At 65.0% G+C, this 16,351-nt stretch carries 14 protein-coding genes and 1 pseudogene; 9 read left to right on the forward strand and 6 right to left on the reverse strand.

Annotation, left to right across the window (positions count from 1 at the left end):
* Nucleotides 1-4: 4 nt before the first annotated feature.
* From LOY22_RS15380 to LOY22_RS15415, 8 genes and pseudogenes are all read left to right on the forward strand, one after another.
* The gene (locus LOY22_RS15380; RefSeq protein ID WP_258593796.1) at nucleotides 5-1,456 is read left to right on the forward strand and encodes a sel1 repeat family protein; all 1,452 of its coding nucleotides are present in this window, start codon (nucleotides 5-7) and stop codon (nucleotides 1,454-1,456) included.
* Entirely contained in the window at nucleotides 1,453-2,904 is a 1,452-nt protein-coding gene (locus LOY22_RS15385; protein ID WP_093381741.1) for an alginate export family protein, read from the forward strand. The genes LOY22_RS15380 and LOY22_RS15385 overlap by 4 nt, the downstream gene beginning before the upstream one ends.
* Nucleotides 2,905-2,918: 14 nt before the next feature.
* A complete protein-coding gene (locus LOY22_RS15390; protein WP_258593799.1) occupies nucleotides 2,919-4,346 on the forward strand; it encodes an MBOAT family protein in 1,428 nt (475 codons plus the stop codon).
* 9 nt (nucleotides 4,347-4,355) lie between these two features.
* The gene (locus LOY22_RS15395) at nucleotides 4,356-5,450 is read left to right on the forward strand and encodes an alginate O-acetyltransferase (RefSeq protein WP_258593801.1); all 1,095 of its coding nucleotides are present in this window, start codon (nucleotides 4,356-4,358) and stop codon (nucleotides 5,448-5,450) included.
* A 10-nt stretch (nucleotides 5,451-5,460) separates the two neighbouring features.
* Nucleotides 5,461-6,105, forward strand: coding sequence for an alginate O-acetyltransferase AlgF (locus tag LOY22_RS15400; RefSeq protein WP_093381735.1), 645 nt, complete (start codon nucleotides 5,461-5,463; stop codon nucleotides 6,103-6,105).
* A gap of 2 nt (nucleotides 6,106-6,107) precedes the next feature.
* Nucleotides 6,108-7,511, forward strand: a complete 1,404-nt coding sequence (locus tag LOY22_RS15405; RefSeq protein WP_045194022.1) for an alginate O-acetyltransferase AlgX-related protein — start codon at nucleotides 6,108-6,110, stop codon at nucleotides 7,509-7,511.
* Nucleotides 7,502-8,617: a polysaccharide lyase gene (locus LOY22_RS15410; protein WP_213604105.1), complete on the forward strand. Its 1,116-nt coding sequence runs from the start codon at nucleotides 7,502-7,504 to the stop codon at nucleotides 8,615-8,617. The genes LOY22_RS15405 and LOY22_RS15410 overlap by 10 nt, the downstream gene beginning before the upstream one ends.
* 248 nt (nucleotides 8,618-8,865) lie before the next feature.
* A pseudogene (locus LOY22_RS15415) lies at nucleotides 8,866-9,843 on the forward strand (right-handed parallel beta-helix repeat-containing protein); the annotation flags it as partial.
* 237 nt (nucleotides 9,844-10,080) lie between these two features.
* On the opposite strand, the gene LOY22_RS15420 reads toward LOY22_RS15415, so the two are convergent.
* Nucleotides 10,081-10,512 carry a GNAT family N-acetyltransferase gene (locus tag LOY22_RS15420; RefSeq protein WP_093381730.1) on the reverse strand — a complete coding sequence of 144 codons (432 nt, stop codon included), beginning with the start codon at nucleotides 10,510-10,512 and terminating at the stop codon, nucleotides 10,081-10,083.
* A gap of 103 nt (nucleotides 10,513-10,615) precedes the next feature.
* Nucleotides 10,616-11,014, reverse strand: a complete 399-nt coding sequence (locus LOY22_RS15425; RefSeq protein WP_258593805.1) for a DUF488 domain-containing protein — start codon at nucleotides 11,012-11,014, stop codon at nucleotides 10,616-10,618.
* Nucleotides 11,015-11,142: 128 nt separating this feature from the next.
* Here LOY22_RS15425 and LOY22_RS15430 point away from each other — a divergent pair, with 128 nt between their 5' ends.
* The gene (locus tag LOY22_RS15430) at nucleotides 11,143-12,759 is read left to right on the forward strand and encodes an inorganic phosphate transporter (RefSeq protein WP_093381726.1); all 1,617 of its coding nucleotides are present in this window, start codon (nucleotides 11,143-11,145) and stop codon (nucleotides 12,757-12,759) included.
* A gap of 62 nt (nucleotides 12,760-12,821) precedes the next feature.
* Here the strand turns inward: LOY22_RS15430 and LOY22_RS15435 are convergent, their stop codons facing one another.
* From LOY22_RS15435 to LOY22_RS15450, 4 genes are read right to left on the reverse strand one after another with little or no spacing between them, the layout of a single operon-like run.
* Nucleotides 12,822-13,517 carry a glutathione S-transferase N-terminal domain-containing protein gene (locus LOY22_RS15435; protein WP_258593807.1) on the reverse strand — a complete coding sequence of 232 codons (696 nt, stop codon included), beginning with the start codon at nucleotides 13,515-13,517 and terminating at the stop codon, nucleotides 12,822-12,824.
* Between the two features lie 46 nt (nucleotides 13,518-13,563).
* Entirely contained in the window at nucleotides 13,564-14,073 is a 510-nt protein-coding gene (locus LOY22_RS15440; RefSeq protein ID WP_258593809.1) for a GNAT family N-acetyltransferase, read from the reverse strand.
* Nucleotides 14,074-14,131: 58 nt separating this feature from the next.
* Nucleotides 14,132-14,626, reverse strand: coding sequence for a DUF934 domain-containing protein (locus LOY22_RS15445; protein WP_093381720.1), 495 nt, complete (start codon nucleotides 14,624-14,626; stop codon nucleotides 14,132-14,134).
* Nucleotides 14,614-16,296 (reverse strand): nitrite/sulfite reductase, encoded by a 1,683-nt coding sequence (locus LOY22_RS15450; RefSeq protein ID WP_093381718.1) that lies wholly within the window; start codon nucleotides 16,294-16,296, stop codon nucleotides 14,614-14,616. The genes LOY22_RS15445 and LOY22_RS15450 overlap by 13 nt, the downstream gene beginning before the upstream one ends.
* Nucleotides 16,297-16,351 lie beyond the last annotated feature (55 nt).

Raw genomic sequence — 16,351 nt, forward strand, 5'->3', positions numbered from 1 at the left:
GGCAATGAATGCGAAGACGCCCTCCCGCCTGCTGCTGGCAGGCTTTGGCCTGGCCTGTGCCGGTAATGCCCTGGCCGGGCAAAGCCTGGAGCAGATCCGCTACGCGCTGTACAAGGACCCGAGCGCCAATGTCAGTGCCGACCTGCGCATCCTGGCCGAGCGCGGTGACCTGGCGTCCAAGCTGTTGCTCGGTGATGTGCTGGCCAACAGCGATGGCGCCAGCCGCGCAGACGTCATCGCCCTGTACCAGGAGGCGTTTGCCGACGGCCGCGGCCAGGTGCCGGCGCTGGCCTCGCTGGCGCGCCTGCTGGACCGCACCCCGAGCCTGCAAAAGGGCCAACAGCAGTGGATGGCCCAGGCCCTGACGCGTTACCCGGCGACCCTCGACCCGCGCAATGCCAGTACCACCCTGGAGGTGTTCCTGGTGTACCCGCAGCTGGTCTCCAGCGAACAGGCGGCGCAGTTGCTGGCGCTGTACCAACAGTCGTGCCTGCTCAACTGCCGTCCCGAGCTGTACCAGGCGGTGCTGGCCGAGCGCCAGGGCGACCGCGCCGGCGCCGAGCGCTGGTACCAGCAGGCAGTGCGTGTCGATGTGCGGGCGATCGACCGCTACTACCGCTTTCTCGGCGACGACCAGGACCGCACCTTCCCGGCCTTTGCCCGCAGCCTCGAAGCGCTGCGCCCGACCCTGGCGGTTGAAATCGTGCACCGCATCGGCTCGCTGCTCGACAGCATCAACAGCGTGCAGCGCGCCGAGCAGGAAGCCGACCGCTACCAGCGCCAGGCCAGTGCCATGGGCCCGGCGCGGGTGCAGCCGGACGCCGCGCAACTGGCCCTGGAGAAACAGCGCAGCGATGCCCTGGACCTCGCCCGCGGCGAAGCCCATCGCTGGCGTGACAACGCCGTCGAGCGCGGCTTCGTGCCGGCGATGGTGTCCAAGGCCAACTTTATGATTTCCAACCCCACCGAGCACAACGCCGAAGAGACCCAGGCGCTGATCGACCAGGTGCGGACCCGCGAAGCGACCCGGGCCAAGGCGCTGCAGGCCTCGTTCTACATGGTCAACAACTGGCTGACCCTGGACCCGGACAAGGCCCGCGCGCTGATCGACGAGCTGGTTGCCAGCCGCTACCCCGACGCCGAGCTGCTGCTGGCCGAGTACTACAGCAAGGGCGTGGCCGACCAGCCCGACCAGGACAAGGCCCTGCAGATTTTCCAGGCCCAGGCCCGGGCCGGCTCCACCGCCGCCTGGTACCGCATGGCCACCCTGCACGCTTACGGCCGTGCCATCTGCCATGACCCGGTCAAGGCCTACACCTATGCCCAGGTGGCCGTGGCGCTGGGCGAGAACGGTGCCCGCAGCCTGGTCACGCGCCTGGAAAAGACCCTGAAAAAGGATGACATCGCGCGCGCCCTGGCGGCACGCAACGATCTGTTGAAGGAGGCAACCCTGTGAAAGCCCACCACACCCTGTTCGGCGCCCTGCTGGCCCTGGCACCGCTGTACCCGGCGCACGCCCTGGAAGAAGTCACCGGCCCCGAGGCCGACAGCAGCGAGCCGGTGCGGGTCGCCGATGGCAGCGAGCCGGTGATCACCTCGGAGTTTTTCAACAAGCTCACCGTACAAACCGGCTACGGCCCGGAAAACGCCGAAGTCGGCCGCAGCCGCGAGATGTTCTACAGCTTGCGCTACGAGCCGTCGTTCGCCTGGTACTCGCCGGAAAAACGCTGGGCCAAGTGGATGGTCTATGGCCGCCTGTGGCTTAACTACGACTCCAGCGAGTCGGCCAGCGTGCAGAACGAAAACGCCAACAACCTCGACCGCGAACAGCCCGAAGGCTGGTACGCCGAACTGCGCGAGCTGTATGTGAAACGCAACCTGCTCGGCGACGACCCGCGTTTTTCGCTGTCGGCCGGGCGCCAGCGCTATTTCGACGATTACGGCATCTGGTGGGACGACAGCATCGAGTCGCTGCGTTTCAACTACAACGACACCTTCTCCCGTGGCTTTGTCGCCGTGGCGCAGAAGTTCTACAACTACAACAGCGACGTCAATCGCCTGGCCGACAGCGAGGAGCGCACCACCTACCTGATGGGCGAGTACGCCTACCGCTGGAGCGAGCACAACTGGGCCGGCGTGCGCCTGATGCACGAGAATGACCACAGCGGCCACGACGCCGAAGACCGCTACGACTTCAAGGGCATGCGCTACGGGCTGTTCTTCAAGGCTGACGATCTTGACCTGACGCCGCTGTTCAGCGACTACCACCTGGAACTCGCGGGCCTGGACGGCAAGGTCGACAACACCGATGTCAACGGCCTCACCAGCAGCGGCCACAACGCCAGCGGCTGGGCGGCCCTGGGCGAAATCGGCAAGCGCTTCCACGACCTGCCATGGACACCACGGGTGGCCCTGCGCGGCGGCCTGACCGACAAGCCGAGCAACGACAACGACGGCTTTCGCCTGAATGCCATCCAGTCCGACCGCATCACCCGCCAGGGCAGCTACAGCACGCGCCTGGCCAGCTCTTTCGTCAGCCTCGACCTGCGCAATCTGAGCTACTACGGCATCGCCCTGGAAACCAACCCGACACCGCGCAGCGCCCTGGATTTTCGCCTCACCGAACTGAAGCTGCGCGATGCCAACGGCACCCTGCCGATTCGCCTTGAAGGCGACCAGCGCAGCGAGCGCAACCGCGCCATTGCCCAGGGCAACCACGGCGGCGGCAAGGACGTCGGGCAGATGCTCGACCTCAACTACTACTGGAAGATGTTTCCGGTGGCCATCGACGGCAAGCACCTGGACGTCAACGCCCTGGTCAGCGCCAGCTACCTCAACGCCGGCAACGCCCTGGACAGTGGTGATGACTACCAGCTGACCTTCGGCGTCGTGGTCAGCTACTAAGGACGGAACCCGAGATGATCTTCGCCTCCAACGTCTTCCTGTTCCTCTACCTGCCGTTGTTCCTGGCCGTGTACTTCCTCGCCCGGGCGCCGTGGCGTTCGACGGTGATCGTCGCCGCCAGCTACATCTTCTATGCCTGGTGGAGGCCGGACTTTTTGCTGCTGTTCGTCGCCATCACCTACTGGAACTACTGGTTCGGCCTGCGCATCAAGGCGCGCCTGGATGCCGGCGACAAGCGCTGGGCGTTCCGCCTGCTATGGATCGGCATCATCGGCAACCTGTCGACCCTGGGCTACTTCAAGTACGCCAACTTCGGCGCCGAGGTGCTGGCCGCCCTGCTCGCGCCGCTGGGCATCAACACCTTCACCCTGGAGACGATCTTCCTGCCGCTGGGTATCTCCTTCTATGTGTTCCATGCCCTGAGCTACATCGTCGACATCTACCGCAAGGACGCCACGCCGACCAACAACTTCATCGACTTCGCCGCCTTCGTCGCGCTGTTCCCGCACCTGGTGGCCGGCCCGATCCTGCGCTACAGCCAGCTGGCACCGCAGCTGCGCCAGCGCACCCATTCGCTGGAGCTGTTCTCGCTGGGCGTGTGCCGGTTCATGCTCGGCTTCATCATGAAGGTGCTGATCGCCGACCAGCTGGCGCCGATCAACGTGCTGTTCATCAGCGAAGGCACCCTGCAATTGAGCGATGCCTGGTTCGGCCTGGTGGTCTCTACCCTGCAGCTGTACTTCGACTTCGCCGGCTACAGCCACATGGCCCTGGGCCTGGCCTTGATGATGGGTTTCCGTTTTCCGGAAAACTTCAACCAGCCGTATGTGTCGCAGAGCATCACCGAGTTCTGGGCGCGCTGGCACATGACCCTGGCGCACTTTCTGCGCGACTACGTGTACATGCCGCTGGTGCGCAAGCGCATCGCCGGGGCGCTGCCGGCGCTGGTCTACACCATGCTGCTGTCAGGGCTGTGGCACGGCGCCAGTTTTGCCTTTATCTGCTGGGGGCTGTTCTTCGGCTTGGGCATGGTCATCGAGCGCAAATACAACCTGGCGACCAAGATCACCACGCCCTATCACCTGGGCCGCAACCTGCGCACCTTCGTGCTGATCATCCTGAGCATGCCGCTGTTCTTCACCAACGACCTGCGCCACAGCATCGACATCTACCAGGCGCTGTTCGGCCTCAACGGCCTCGGTTCGCTGGACCTGTACGTGCTTGGCGCCTCGAAGATGGCCATGTCGTTCGCCGCCATCGCCCTGTGCTGGCTGGTGCTGGCCGGCAGCAACAACGTGCGCTTCTACGCCGGCAACAAGGAGCAGTACTTCATGCGCCATGTCGGCGGCCTCAAGGCCCTGCTGCTGTGGGCCGGCTTTGCCCTGGCGCTGAGCAGCCTGGCGGCGCATTCGTTCTCGCCCTTTCTGTACTTTCAGTTCTAGGAGACCGCCATGTACCCGGTCATGAATTCGGCCAGCAAGGTCAACGGCATTGCCTTCGGCGTCCTGCTGGCGGGCATGTTCGTCTACTCGCTGCCCCCGGTGTTCAGTTTTGCCCGCAACCAGACCGACGCCTGGAACCTGTTCGTCGACGGCAAACTGCTGCGCAAATTCGAGCAGGTCTACGACAAGCGCTTCTTCCTCCGTGAGCCGTCGGTCGAGCTGTGGGCCAACGCCCAGTACCGGCTGTTCGACGAAGGCACCAAGGGCGTGGTGCTGGGCAAGGACGGCTGGCTCTACACCAACCAGGAATACCGCGTGCCGAACAACCTTGAGGCCAACCTCGACGGCCAGCTCAAGCGGATCGCCGAGGTCGAGCAGCAGCTCAAGGCCCACAACAAGCGCCTGATCGTGCTGCCGCTGCCGATGAAGGTCGACGTGTATGCCGCGCACACCGAGCGCGCCGTCGACCCACGGGCGATCAGCCTCTACGACCGTTTCGTCGAGCGCCTGCAGGCGCAGGAGATTGCCGTCACGCCGTTGCGCTCGGCATTTCTGGCCAACCTTGCCGGCCCCGAGCTGTTCCTCAAGTCCGACACCCACTGGAGCCCGCAAGGCGCGCGCCTGAGTGCCTACGAGCTGGCCCGCCAGCACCCGGAACTGCTCGGTGACCAGCGTTACCTGTCGCACAAAGTCGCCGACAAGACGGTCAAGGGCGACCTGATGAACTACATCCAGTTCAACCACGCGCAACTGGCGCCGCAGTTCGGCCCCAACCAGATCGCCCTGTACGAAACCCTCAAGGCCGAGCAAAGCGCCAGCGACCTGTTCGCCAGCGAAAACCAGAGCCTGATGCTGGTGGGTACCAGCTACAGCAAGATCGATGACTGGAACTTCGTCGGCTTTCTCAAGGAGGCGCTCAACCGCGACCTGCTGAGCGTGTCGGTGGAAGCCCGCGGGCCGTTCGAGGCCATGAGCCAGTTCCTTGCCAGCGACCAGCTGAGCAACCCCGAGATCGACACCGTGGTCTGGGAATTCCCCCTGCGCACCCTGCTCGCCCACCGCCTCGGCTCGCTGAGCCGCCCCGGCCAGACCCAACATTTCTAAGGAGAGACTGATGAACACTGCACTGCAACGCCTGCTCGCCACTTCCGCCCTGCTGCTGGGCAGCGCCGCCGTTCATGCCGCCGAAGGCAACGCCGACCTCTATGACGCCGTAGCCCCGGCCGACTCGGCCTTCGTGCGCGTGCTCAACCTGTCCGGCGGCAACATCGATGTGACCCTGAGCGGCAAGATTACCGCGCAACGGGTCGCCGCCGGCCAGCTCAGCGGTTACCGCTTCACCCCGGCCGGCGCGCACAAGATCGCCGTCGGCGGCACCGCCATCGAGCCGCAGCTCAAGGCCAACGCCGCCAGCACTGTAGTCTTTGATGGCAGCAAGCTGACCCTGATCGCCGACAAGTACGTCAACGAGCCGAAGAAGGCCCAGGTCGCCTTCTACAACCTGACCCCGGCCCAGGCAGCGCTGAAAACCGTCGATGGCAAGCACGTGATCGTCGACCCGCTGGGCAAGGACCAGACCGGCAGCCGCATGGTCAACGAGATCAAGATCGGCTTTGCCGCCTACGTCGATGAGCAGAACGTTGCCCAGTTCGACGAACTGTTCCTGAAAAAGGGCCGCTCCTACAGCTATGTGCTGCTGCCCAAGGGCGCCGGCTACCAGAGCATGAGCCTGGCCAACAGCATCGACCCGAGCGAGTGATCATGAAGCGCATTCTTCCCCTTGGCCTGGCGGCGCTGCTGGGCCCTCTGCTGAGCGCCCCGAGCGTGGCCGCAGAGCCCGCCAAGGCCAGTTGCACGAGCCTTGAGTGCATGGTCTGCCCGGGACTGAGCAACCCGCAGAATTACGCCGAAGGGCGCATGAAGCTGATGCGCGAAATCGTTCCGGCCAAGGACCGCTGGCTGTTCCGCTCGGCGGTCGACCTGACCAACGACTTCGGCATCCCGGCGCCCATGCGCCCGGAGTTTGCGCGCTTGATGGCCGCCTTTCGCCAACAGGGCATCCATGTGGCCATGGCGGTGCAACCGACCCGTGGCCTGATGCACCGCGACAAGCTTTACGCCGACAAGCTGCATGGCTTCGACTTTGCCCGCGCCAGCGGCAACCTGGAAAATTACCTGCAGCAATTGCGCGCCGGTGGCGCGGTGGTGCCGCCGTTGATGCAACTGGTGCACACCCCGCCCAAGGGCGAGTTCTTCTTTCGCCGTGACCACCACTGGACCCCGGCCGGTGCCCAAGCTACGGCGCGGCTGGTTGCCGAAGAAATCCGTCGCCAGCCGTTCTACGCCGACCTGAGCAAAAAAAGCTACCGCACCGAACCCGGGGTCATGGTGCCCAAGGACGGCACCCTGAACCTGGCGCTGAGCTATATCTGCGGCAACAACTACGGTTTCCAGTACGTGCGCGGCTACCAGACCATCCCCGAGGCCGCTGGTGCCGATGCGCTGTTCGACGACGCGCCGGACCCAGAGGTGATCCTGGTTGGCGACAGTAACGCCGCCGCCCGTGAAGACGAGAGCAAGCAGTTCAACTTCGACGGCTACCTCAAGCAGTACCTTGAGGTCGACATCCTCAACTACGCCCTGCCCGGCGTCGGCCAGGACGGCTCGCTGCTCGAATACCTGCTGTCAGAGAACTACAAGCCCAAGGCACCGCCGAAGCTGATCATCTGGGAGCTGCCGGCCAACTACCAGCTGGAATCCGAGCAGATGTACCGCCAGCTGATCCCGGCGATCAAAGGCGGTTGCCCGGTGTCGACCGAAGTCCTGGCCAACCGGGTAGAGCGCCCGCCGCTGCGGGTCAATGAGCGCATCGAACTGCTCAGCAACGCAGGCGAAAACCGCAAGCACCTCGGCAACGGCCAGGGCTTTCTCGATATCCGCATCAGCGACAAGAACGTCAAGGATTTCTACGTGATCGTCTATTACGACAACGGCGCCCGCGACAAGGTCTGGTTTCGCCGCGAGGCGGTGGTTAGCGGCGGCCAGTACTACCTTGAATTGAGCCGGGCCAAGGAATTTGCCGGGGCCAACCTGCTGTCGGTGTTCATGGAGCCGACTAAGCCCGGCACCGCCGCCACCCAAGTGGAAACCCGCGTATGCCTGTAAAGACCTGGACCGCGCTGGGCCTGGGCCTGTGCGCCAGCCTGCAGTTGGCCGACAGCCTGGCGGCCAGCTCGATCTGGCCACCGCGGGCCACCGCGCAATCGGCGATGATCGCCGACTACCGCACCTTGAGCTGCAGCAAACAAGCACCGCCGCCCTACACCGGCAGCCTGCAGCTACAAAGCAAGTACGACCAGCGCGACGCCAGCAAGTCGACCCTGCGCAGCAGCCCGGACGCCAACAGCGAACAGATCGGCAAGCAGGTCAAACAGTTCATCGGCGGCCTGATCTACGCCAGCAAGCGCTTCCAGCGGGCGAAGAATCCGCAGGAGGCGAACATGGCCCTGGCTTGCCAGGACCAGTGGCTGGAACGCTGGGCCGAGGCCGGTGCGCTGCTCAACCCCGACGCCAGCAGCACCGGCATGGCCGCGCGCAAATGGGCGGTGGCGGCCATGGCCTCGACCCTGCTGATGACCCAGGCCGCCAGTGACGCCAAGCTGCAACTGTCACCGGCGCAGCAGGCCTGGTTCAACCAGTTGGGCGAGCGCATCATCGCCGAGTACCAGCCGCGCCGCACCCCGGGCTTTACCTGGTTCAACAACCACGACTACTGGGCGGCCTGGGCGGTGGCGGCGACCGGCATGCTGGTGCAGCGCGACGACTTCATCCAGTGGGCCGACGGCAACCTGCGCCGCGGCCTGCAGCAGGCGGTGAAGTCCGCTGACGGCAGCTACGCCTACCTGCCGCTGGAAGTGGCGCGCAGCAAACTGGCCGCCACCTACAGCCAGTACGCCCTGGTGCCGCTGGTGTTGCTGGCCGAGTCGGCGCGGGCCAACGACCTGCCGTGGAGCAGCGACGATCAGCAGACCCTGGAGCTGCTGGCCAACTTCGCCGCCCGCAGCATCCTCGACCCCGACGGCCTGCCCGAGCTCAAGGGCAAATCGCAGAGCGACGTCGCCCCGTACAAACTGGCCTGGCTGATCCCCTTCCTGCAGCGCGCCCCGGGTAACCGCCTGGCCCGCCAGCTGTATGACAGCGAGGATGGCGAGGTCGACAACTACAGCCAGATCGGCGGCCCGCTCAAGCCGTTCTATCCCACACTGCCGTAACCCAAGGACGAACCGTCATGGCCATGCTTGCCCGCCCGCTTACCCTTTCCTGCCTGGCGCTGCTGTTCAGCGCCCTGACCCAGGCTGCCAGCCAGAGCTTGCCGCTGCAGCAAACACTGAGCGCGGTAGACAGCGCCGAACACCAGCGCGACCTGCAGCAGTTGCAGCAACAGGTCAGCCAGGCCGTGCAACTGCAGGTCAGCGAACGCCCGCGCCCGGCCGGCCGCGCCAGTGTCAGCCTGCAACCGATGTTCTCGTCACAGGCCGGCAGCTGGCCGTTCGAGCCGTTCGTCAACAACGGCCTGTTCCGCGCCATCGCCGGCTACCAGGCGCATCACCCGCAAGCAGTGCTGGTGCGCGGCGGCAGCGTCAGCCTGGCGCAGTTGCACGAGGCCCTTAACGACCCGAAGATCATCAAGCGCTACAAGGACGGCTACCTGCTCAGCTACCCGCTGGTGATCGCCAGCGACGGCGGCCTGTTGCTCGAAGGCACCAGCCTGTACCTGTACAGCTACTCCGGCACGGCGCTGATCAACCAGGGCTGGCTGGGCCTGAACCAATCGCGCCTGGAGAGCGTCGCCGGCGACAAGCCCGGCAGCACCGAGCGCGCCTGGCGGCCGTTCGTGGTGGCCTGGGCCGGTAGCCACACCCAGGTGATCGGCTCGACCCTCAACCGCCTGGGCTACAACGCCAACCTCTCGCGCGGCCTGAGCACCGCCCTGAGCAGCCAGCAGGGAGCCTCTACCCGCCCGGCCACGCTGATCATCCGCGACAGCCAGTTCAATGAACTGTCCAGCGCGGTAGAGCTGCAACACAGCCAGGCGCAGATCGACAACAGCCAGTTCGGCCAGTCCCAGCAGTACGCCATTGACGTGCGCGACAGCCAGGTCGTGGTACGCAATAACCAGCTACGCGGCATCGACAACAACAGCGGCATCCGCCTGCGCGGCCAGACCCGCGCACGTATCGAGCACAACCTGATCCTTGGCGCGCACAAGGCGGCCATCGAAGTCAGCGAGCAACAGGGTGCCCTGCTACTGAGCGGCAACTTGATTGGCGATAGCCGGGGCAACGGCATCCAGCTGCGCAACCTGACGCCGAGCGCAGCCGCACCGTTGCTGATCAGCGACAACCTGATCGGCAACAGCCAGGGCAGCGCCGTGGATGCCAGCGAGGTCGGCGCCGTCAGCCTGATCGGCAACCGCATCGGCAACAGCCCGGAGTACGCCGTCAGCCTGCGCAATGCCACGCCGCTGGCCGGCCCCCTGACCTTGAGCGGCAACACCCTGGGCAAGGTCGGCAAGGCGGTGGTGCGGGTCGAGGGTGTGCAGCAGGTGGTGCTGGGGCCGAACACCTTCGAGGGCAAGCCGATTTTGCAGAACCTGCTGATTGGCGACCTGTTACCGGTGCAGAGCCTGCTGCTTGAGGCGACCCAACGCCAGGGCTGCGTAGTACGGGTCGAGCTAAGTGATCGCCCGCTGCATGCGCAAAAAGCACTCGTCTTCGCCGACGCAGACAAAGCCCTCGCGCAGGTACAGCAAGCGTGCCGGGTTGCTCCTGAACACCATCAGACGCAGCAGCGGCAAGTGCCGTTGGCCGGTCCAGACGGCCAGTTGCGTTAATACCCAGCTGCCGATGCCGCGGCCGCGAAAACCTTCGAGCAGGTGCAGTTCACGGATGAACAGGGCCTGGCGGTCCTGGCTGAGGCTGAAGTAACCCAGCGGCTGTTCGGCGTCGCTGATCAGCCATTGCTCGCGCCACCCCCAGGCCTGGTCGAAGGCTTCTTCCTGCCAGAGCAGGTCGAACTCGCAGTAATAGGGCAGCATGGCCCGCCGGGTGAGGTCGCGGGCGAAGGTGCGGTGCTGGTCGGTGGCGGGGGTCAGTTGCACAGTCATAGTGGTTCTCTTCGCGGGTCAAGCCCGCTCCCACAGGGATTGCATTGATCCTGGCCACTGTGGGAGCGGCGGTGCGACGACTCGACTTGACCCGCGATGCTTTTCAAGATTTGAACTCGTCGGCATAACACACCGGCGAACTCCCCGGCCCCTGGCGCTCCAGCTCATCCTCAAGCCATTGCGCCAGCACCGTGGCATTGTTGTGCCCGGTGTCCTTGCCGGCATACAGCAAGGTCAGATCGCCCTGCCCGGCCATGCCCAGCAGTTTCCACCAGTGTGCCGGCTGCGCCGCCAGCTCCTGGCGATAACGCTGGGCAAAGCCGGCAAAGTCCACTTCACCCTGATGAAACGCCTGGCGCAACGCCGTTGACGGCGCCACCTGCGGCAGCCACAGGGCCTGCAGCTGGTCCTTGCGCGTGTTGCGCGGCCACAGGCGGTCGACCAGCACCCGCTGGCCATCGGCAGCGTCCTGCGGGTCATAAACGCGTTTGCAACGGATCATCGTTACCCTCCATCGGCAGGTCCCTTGATCCTAGGACTTTCCTTGACCGAGGTCACGGTGCTGTCACCGATTGTTTTTATCATGGCCGGGCAAGGCTAGACCCTTTCTGGTAACCCGGACCCGTCATCATGACCACCCCGACCCTGGCTGGCAGCCCATCGCTGGCCAACCACGATCCACGCCCACGTCTGGATCACAAACCCGGCCGTACCACCCTGACCCTGTTTTTCGGCCTGCTGGTGGCCGGCCTTGTATATACCGCCTGGAGCGTGTTGCGCGACATCGACGCCACCGGCACCGTCGTCACCACCTGGACCCCCTTCCTGCTGCTCGGCCTGGCGTTGCTGATTGCCCTGGGCTTCGAGTTCGTCAACGGTTTTCACGACACCGCCAACGCCGTCGCCACGGTGATCTACACCCATTCGTTGCCGCCGTCGGTGGCCGTGGTGTGGTCTGGCTGTTTCAATTTTCTTGGCGTGCTGCTGTCCAGCGGCGCGGTGGCCTTCGGCATCATCGCCTTGCTGCCGGTGGAGCTGATTTTGCAGGTTGGCTCTTCGGCCGGCTTCTCGATGGTGTTCGCCCTGCTGCTGTCGGCGATCATCTGGAACCTGGGCACCTGGTGGCTGGGCCTGCCGGCTTCGTCCTCGCATACCTTGATCGGCTCGATCATCGGCGTTGGTATCGCCAACGCACTGATGCACGGGCGCGACGGCACCAGCGGCGTGGACTGGGCCCAGGCCAGCAAGGTCGGCTATTCGCTGCTGCTCTCGCCGCTGGTGGGCTTTACCTGCGCGGCGCTGTTGCTGCTGGCCCTGCGCATGCTGGTCAAGCGCCGCGAGCTGTACCAGGCGCCGGTCGGCAACACGCCGCCGCCCTGGTGGATTCGCGGGCTGTTGATCCTCACCTGCACCGGGGTGTCGTTCGCCCATGGCTCCAACGACGGGCAAAAAGGCATGGGCCTGATCATGCTGATCCTGGTCGGCACCCTGCCCATGGCCTATGCCCTGAACCGGACCATGCCGGCCGACCAGTCGCTGCAGTTCGCCGCCGTCGCCGAGGTCACCCAGCAGGCTTTGCAGCGCAGCGCCCCGCAAGCAGCGCCGGCGGACCCACGACAGACCCTCAGCGCCTTCATCCGCCAGCCACAGGCCAGCGACGAACTGCTGCCGGCCCTGGCGGCGCTGGCCGGGATGATCGGCAGCGAAGTCAAAGGCTACGGTTCGCTCAACCGGGTGCCCGCTGAGGCCATGGCCAACGTGCGCAACGACATGTACCTGACCTCCGAGGCCATCCGCCTGATCGACAAGCACCAGCTGGCGCGGTTCGATGCCGATACCCGGGCCAAGGTGCAGCTGTTCAAGCAACAGATCGACAGCGCCACCCGCTACATTCCGTTGTGGGTGAAGATCGCCGTGGCCATCGCCCTGGGGCTGGGGACCATGGTCGGCTGGCGGCGCATCGTGGTGACCGTCGGCGAGAAGATCGGCAAGACCCACCTGACCTACGCCCAGGGCGCCTCGGCGGAGCTGGTGGCGATGTGCACCATTGGCGCGGCGGACATGTACGGGCTGCCGGTGTCGACCACCCACGTGCTGTCGTCCGGGGTGGCCGGGAGCATGGTTGCCAATGGCTCGGGCTTGCAGATGCGCACCCTGTTCAACCTGCTGATGGCCTGGGTGCTGACCTTGCCGGCGGCGATTGTGCTGGCCGGGGGGTTGTACTGGGTGTTTCGGCAGGTGTTTTAGTCATCGCGGGGCAAGCCTGCTCCCACAGGTATGTGCGAGCGGGCTTGCCCCGCGATTGGGCGCTAAGCAGGGATCTTCAACCCCCGCTCCACCGCCGGCCGCGCGGCAAACGCCGCGAGCACGCGCTTGACGTTGGCAAAATCGTCAAAGCCCACCAGCTCGCCCGCCTCATAAAAACCGATCAGGTTGCGCACCCAGGGCACAACGGCGATGTCGGCAATACTGTACTCGTCCATCACCCAGTCGCGCCCTTCAAGACGCTTGTCGAGCACCCCGAGCAAACGCCGCGACTCGGCCACATAGCGGTCACGCGGGCGCTTGTCTTCATAGTCCTTGCCGGCGAACTTGTTGAAGAACCCTAGCTGGCCGAACATCGGCCCGATGCCGCCCATCTGGAACATCAGCCACTGCAGGGTCTGGTAGCGTTTGGCCGGGTCGGCCGGCAGCAGCTTGCCGGTTTTTTCCGCCAGGTAGATGAGGATCGCCCCGGACTCGAACAGCGGTAGCGGCTGGCCGCCTGGGCCGTTGGGGTCGAGGATCGCCGGGATCTTGTTGTTGGCGCTCAGGGAGATGAATTCGGGGGTGAGCTGGTCATTGCTCTCGAAGCTGACCTTGTGCACCTCGTAGGCCAGGCCGATCTCCTCGAGCATGATCGACACCTTGACGCCGTTGGGCGTGGGCAGCGAATACAGCTGCAGCAGCTCGGGCTGTTTGGCCGGCCATTTGCGGGTGATCGGGAATGCGCTGAGATCAGTCATGAACACAACCTTGAGCAATAAGAGGTGAACGACACTTTAACCAGTTTTATCCACGCCGCGCGACCATCACCCAGTCACGATGACGCTCCGGCCCGCATTCGAACACGGCCTCGCCGACCTTGTTAAAGCCATTGCGCTGGTAGAAGCGGATCGCCCGGGCGTTTTGTTCGTTGACGGTCAGGCGAATGGCGCCGCTCACCTGCGCCAGGGTGTCGTCGAGCAGCCGCTGGGCGCCGCCGTGGCCATGGTGCTCGGGTAGCACGTAGCAGCGGCTGAGCTCCGGCAAGCCGTCCGCTTCAGCAATTCCCAATACCTCGGGTGTGCTGTCGACCAGGCTGTAGCCCACCACCGCGCCCAAGTGCTCGAGCACGCGCAGGCGCTTGCGCCGATTGAGCAGGTGCAAGACAAAGTGCTCGGGCTGCAACTGCGTGTCGATGTACGCCTGCAATGCCGGGGCGGCAGCGTCTGGCGGGCTGGCCAGGGCAAAGGTCTGGCCAGCGATGATGCTCAGCGCCTCGGCATCACTGGGCCGGGCAACGCGGGTAGTGAATGGCATGCAGCAACATCCTGTCGAACGGGCGATCCGGCATGGTAGCCCGAACCCGGCGACGGCGTCAGCGTCGACGAAACAGCGGCCGTGGTTCGATCACCGAACGCCCGTACAGCACGCTCATGCCGGCCAGGCCCTTGAGGGCATCCTCGGCACACTTGTCTTGGCGCACGGCATAGCTGTCGAAACCGCACTGGCGCATATGGCTGAGCTGGTCACGCAGCACGTCGCCCACCGCGCGCAGCTCGCCATGCCAGCCCAGGCGGCTGCGCAGCAGGTAGGCCTGGCTGTAGCCACGACCGTCGCGAAAGCTCGGGAAATCCACGGCAATCAGTGGCACCTGGGGCAGCCACGGGCGCAGCGGCTCGAGCTCGTCGTCCGGGCCCAGCAACACGCCATCACGGCCGAAGGGCCGCTGGGTACGGCGGGCAATCCAGCTGGCCAGGGGCAAGATCACCAGGCCGTCAGGCAGCAGCTCGCCGGGTTCGCGCAACAGCTGCCAGGGATCGTCCTCGATCAACTGCGCTTCACCGTTGCGCAGGCCAATCACATTACGCATATCAGCTCCTCCGGGCGCTTGGCATAGACACGTTCCTTGAAAGGCTCCAGGCCGACCCGGCGCACGGTGTCGACAAAGGGTTCGTCCAGTTCGCGATAAGCGCAGTAGGTGGCGATGATCTGCTCGATCACCTGGGGGATCTCGGCGGCACTGAACGACGGGCCGATGACCTTGCCCAAGGTGCTGTGCTTGCCCTGGGCGCCACCGAGGGTCACCTGGTACCACTCGCTGCCGTTTTTATCGACGCCGAGGATGCCGATGTTGCCGATGTGGTGGTGGCCGCAGGCGTTGATGCAGCCGGAGATATTCAGGCTCAGCTCACCCAGGTCGTGCAGGTAGTCAAGATCATCGAAGCGGCGCTGGATCGACTGCGCAATCGGGATCGAGGTGGCGTTGGCCAGGGCGCAGAAGTCGCCGCCCGGGCAGGCGATGATGTCGGTCAGCAGGCCAATGTTGGCGGTGCCCAGGCCGCGCTCGCAGGCCAGGCGCCACAGCGCGTGCAGGTCGCGCTTGCGCACGTCGGGAAGGATCAGGTTCTGCTCGTGGGCAATACGGATCTCGCCGAAACCGAACTGCTCCGACCAGTCGGCCACCGCATCCATCTGCGCATCGGTCAGGTCGCCCGGTGGCGAGGCATCGCCCGGTTTGGTCGAGAGCACCACGCTGGCATAACCCGGGACCTTGTGCGCCTTGACGCAGCAGGCCACCCAGCGGGCGAAGGCGTGATCCTGGGCCAGGTGGGTGTCGTAGGCCAGCTCATCATCGATGACGCTGTCGTAGGCCGGTGGTTCGAAGGCGGCGGCGACACGCTGGAATTCGTCCTCGGTCAGTTGCGCCGGGCCGTCCTTGATGTGTTGCCACTCCTCCTCCACCTCGCGGGAGAACGCCTCGATGCCCAGCGCCTTGACCAGGATCTTGATCCGCGCCTTGTACTTGTTGTCGCGCCGGCCATGGCGGTTGTACACGCGCAAGATGGCTTCGACGTAGGACAACAGGTGTTGCCACGCCAGCCCTTCGCGAATCTGCAAACCGAGGATCGGCGTGCGCCCCAGGCCGCCGCCGACCATCACCCGCAGGCACATCTGGCCGCGGCCGTCGCGGTAAAGATAAAGGCCGATGTCATGCATCATGATTGCTGCGCGGTCTTCGATGGCCGAGCAGATGGCGATCTTGAACTTGCGCGGCAAGAACAGGAATTCGGGGTTGATGGTCGACCACTGGCGCAGGATCTCGGCCAGCGGCCGCGGGTCGAGCAACTCGTCGGCGGCCACCCCGGCGAAGGCCTCGGTGGTGATATTGCGCACGCAGTTGCCGGAGGTCTGGATCGCATGCATCTCGACCTCGGCCAGGCGCTGGAGGATGTCCGGCACCTGGGCCAGTTCGATCCAGTTGAACTGGATGTTCTGGCGCGTGGTGAAGTGGCCGTAGCCACGGTCGTACTCGCGCGCGATCTGCGCCAGGGTGCGCAGCTGCCGGGCACCCAAGGTGCCGTAGGGAATGGCCACGCGCAGCATGTAGGCATGCTTTTGCAGGTACAGGCCGTTTTGCAGGCGCAGGGGCAGGAACTCTTCTTCACTCAGTTCGCCAGCGATGAACCGGCGCACCTGATCGCGAAATTGCGCCACGCGCTCGAACACCAGCGCACGGTCATACTCGTCATACTGATACATGGTTCGGACCTCATCAGGGAGGCCGTTACTATGGCTTTTGGGTGTACTGAGTTAC

The sequence above is a fragment of the Pseudomonas sp. B21-035 genome, assembly GCF_024748945.1.
Taxonomy (GTDB): Bacteria; Pseudomonadota; Gammaproteobacteria; order Pseudomonadales; family Pseudomonadaceae; genus Aquipseudomonas.

Coding starts and splice junctions, on each gene's coding strand:
- LOY22_RS15380 (WP_258593796.1), top strand. CDS start 5: ATGAATGCGAAGACGCCCTCCCGCCTGCTGCTGGCAGGCTTTGGCCTG.
- LOY22_RS15390 (WP_258593799.1), top strand. CDS start 2,919: ATGATCTTCGCCTCCAACGTCTTCCTGTTCCTCTACCTGCCGTTGTTC.
- LOY22_RS15395 (WP_258593801.1), top strand. CDS start 4,356: ATGTACCCGGTCATGAATTCGGCCAGCAAGGTCAACGGCATTGCCTTC.
- LOY22_RS15400 (WP_093381735.1), top strand. CDS start 5,461: ATGAACACTGCACTGCAACGCCTGCTCGCCACTTCCGCCCTGCTGCTG.
- LOY22_RS15405 (WP_045194022.1), top strand. CDS start 6,108: ATGAAGCGCATTCTTCCCCTTGGCCTGGCGGCGCTGCTGGGCCCTCTG.
- LOY22_RS15410 (WP_213604105.1), top strand. CDS start 7,502: ATGCCTGTAAAGACCTGGACCGCGCTGGGCCTGGGCCTGTGCGCCAGC.
- LOY22_RS15420 (WP_093381730.1), bottom strand. CDS start 10,512: ATGACTGTGCAACTGACCCCCGCCACCGACCAGCACCGCACCTTCGCC.
- LOY22_RS15425 (WP_258593805.1), bottom strand. CDS start 11,014: ATGATCCGTTGCAAACGCGTTTATGACCCGCAGGACGCTGCCGATGGC.
- LOY22_RS15430 (WP_093381726.1), top strand. CDS start 11,143: ATGACCACCCCGACCCTGGCTGGCAGCCCATCGCTGGCCAACCACGAT.
- LOY22_RS15435 (WP_258593807.1), bottom strand. CDS start 13,517: ATGACTGATCTCAGCGCATTCCCGATCACCCGCAAATGGCCGGCCAAA.
- LOY22_RS15440 (WP_258593809.1), bottom strand. CDS start 14,073: ATGCCATTCACTACCCGCGTTGCCCGGCCCAGTGATGCCGAGGCGCTG.
- LOY22_RS15445 (WP_093381720.1), bottom strand. CDS start 14,626: ATGCGTAATGTGATTGGCCTGCGCAACGGTGAAGCGCAGTTGATCGAG.
- LOY22_RS15450 (WP_093381718.1), bottom strand. CDS start 16,296: ATGTATCAGTATGACGAGTATGACCGTGCGCTGGTGTTCGAGCGCGTG.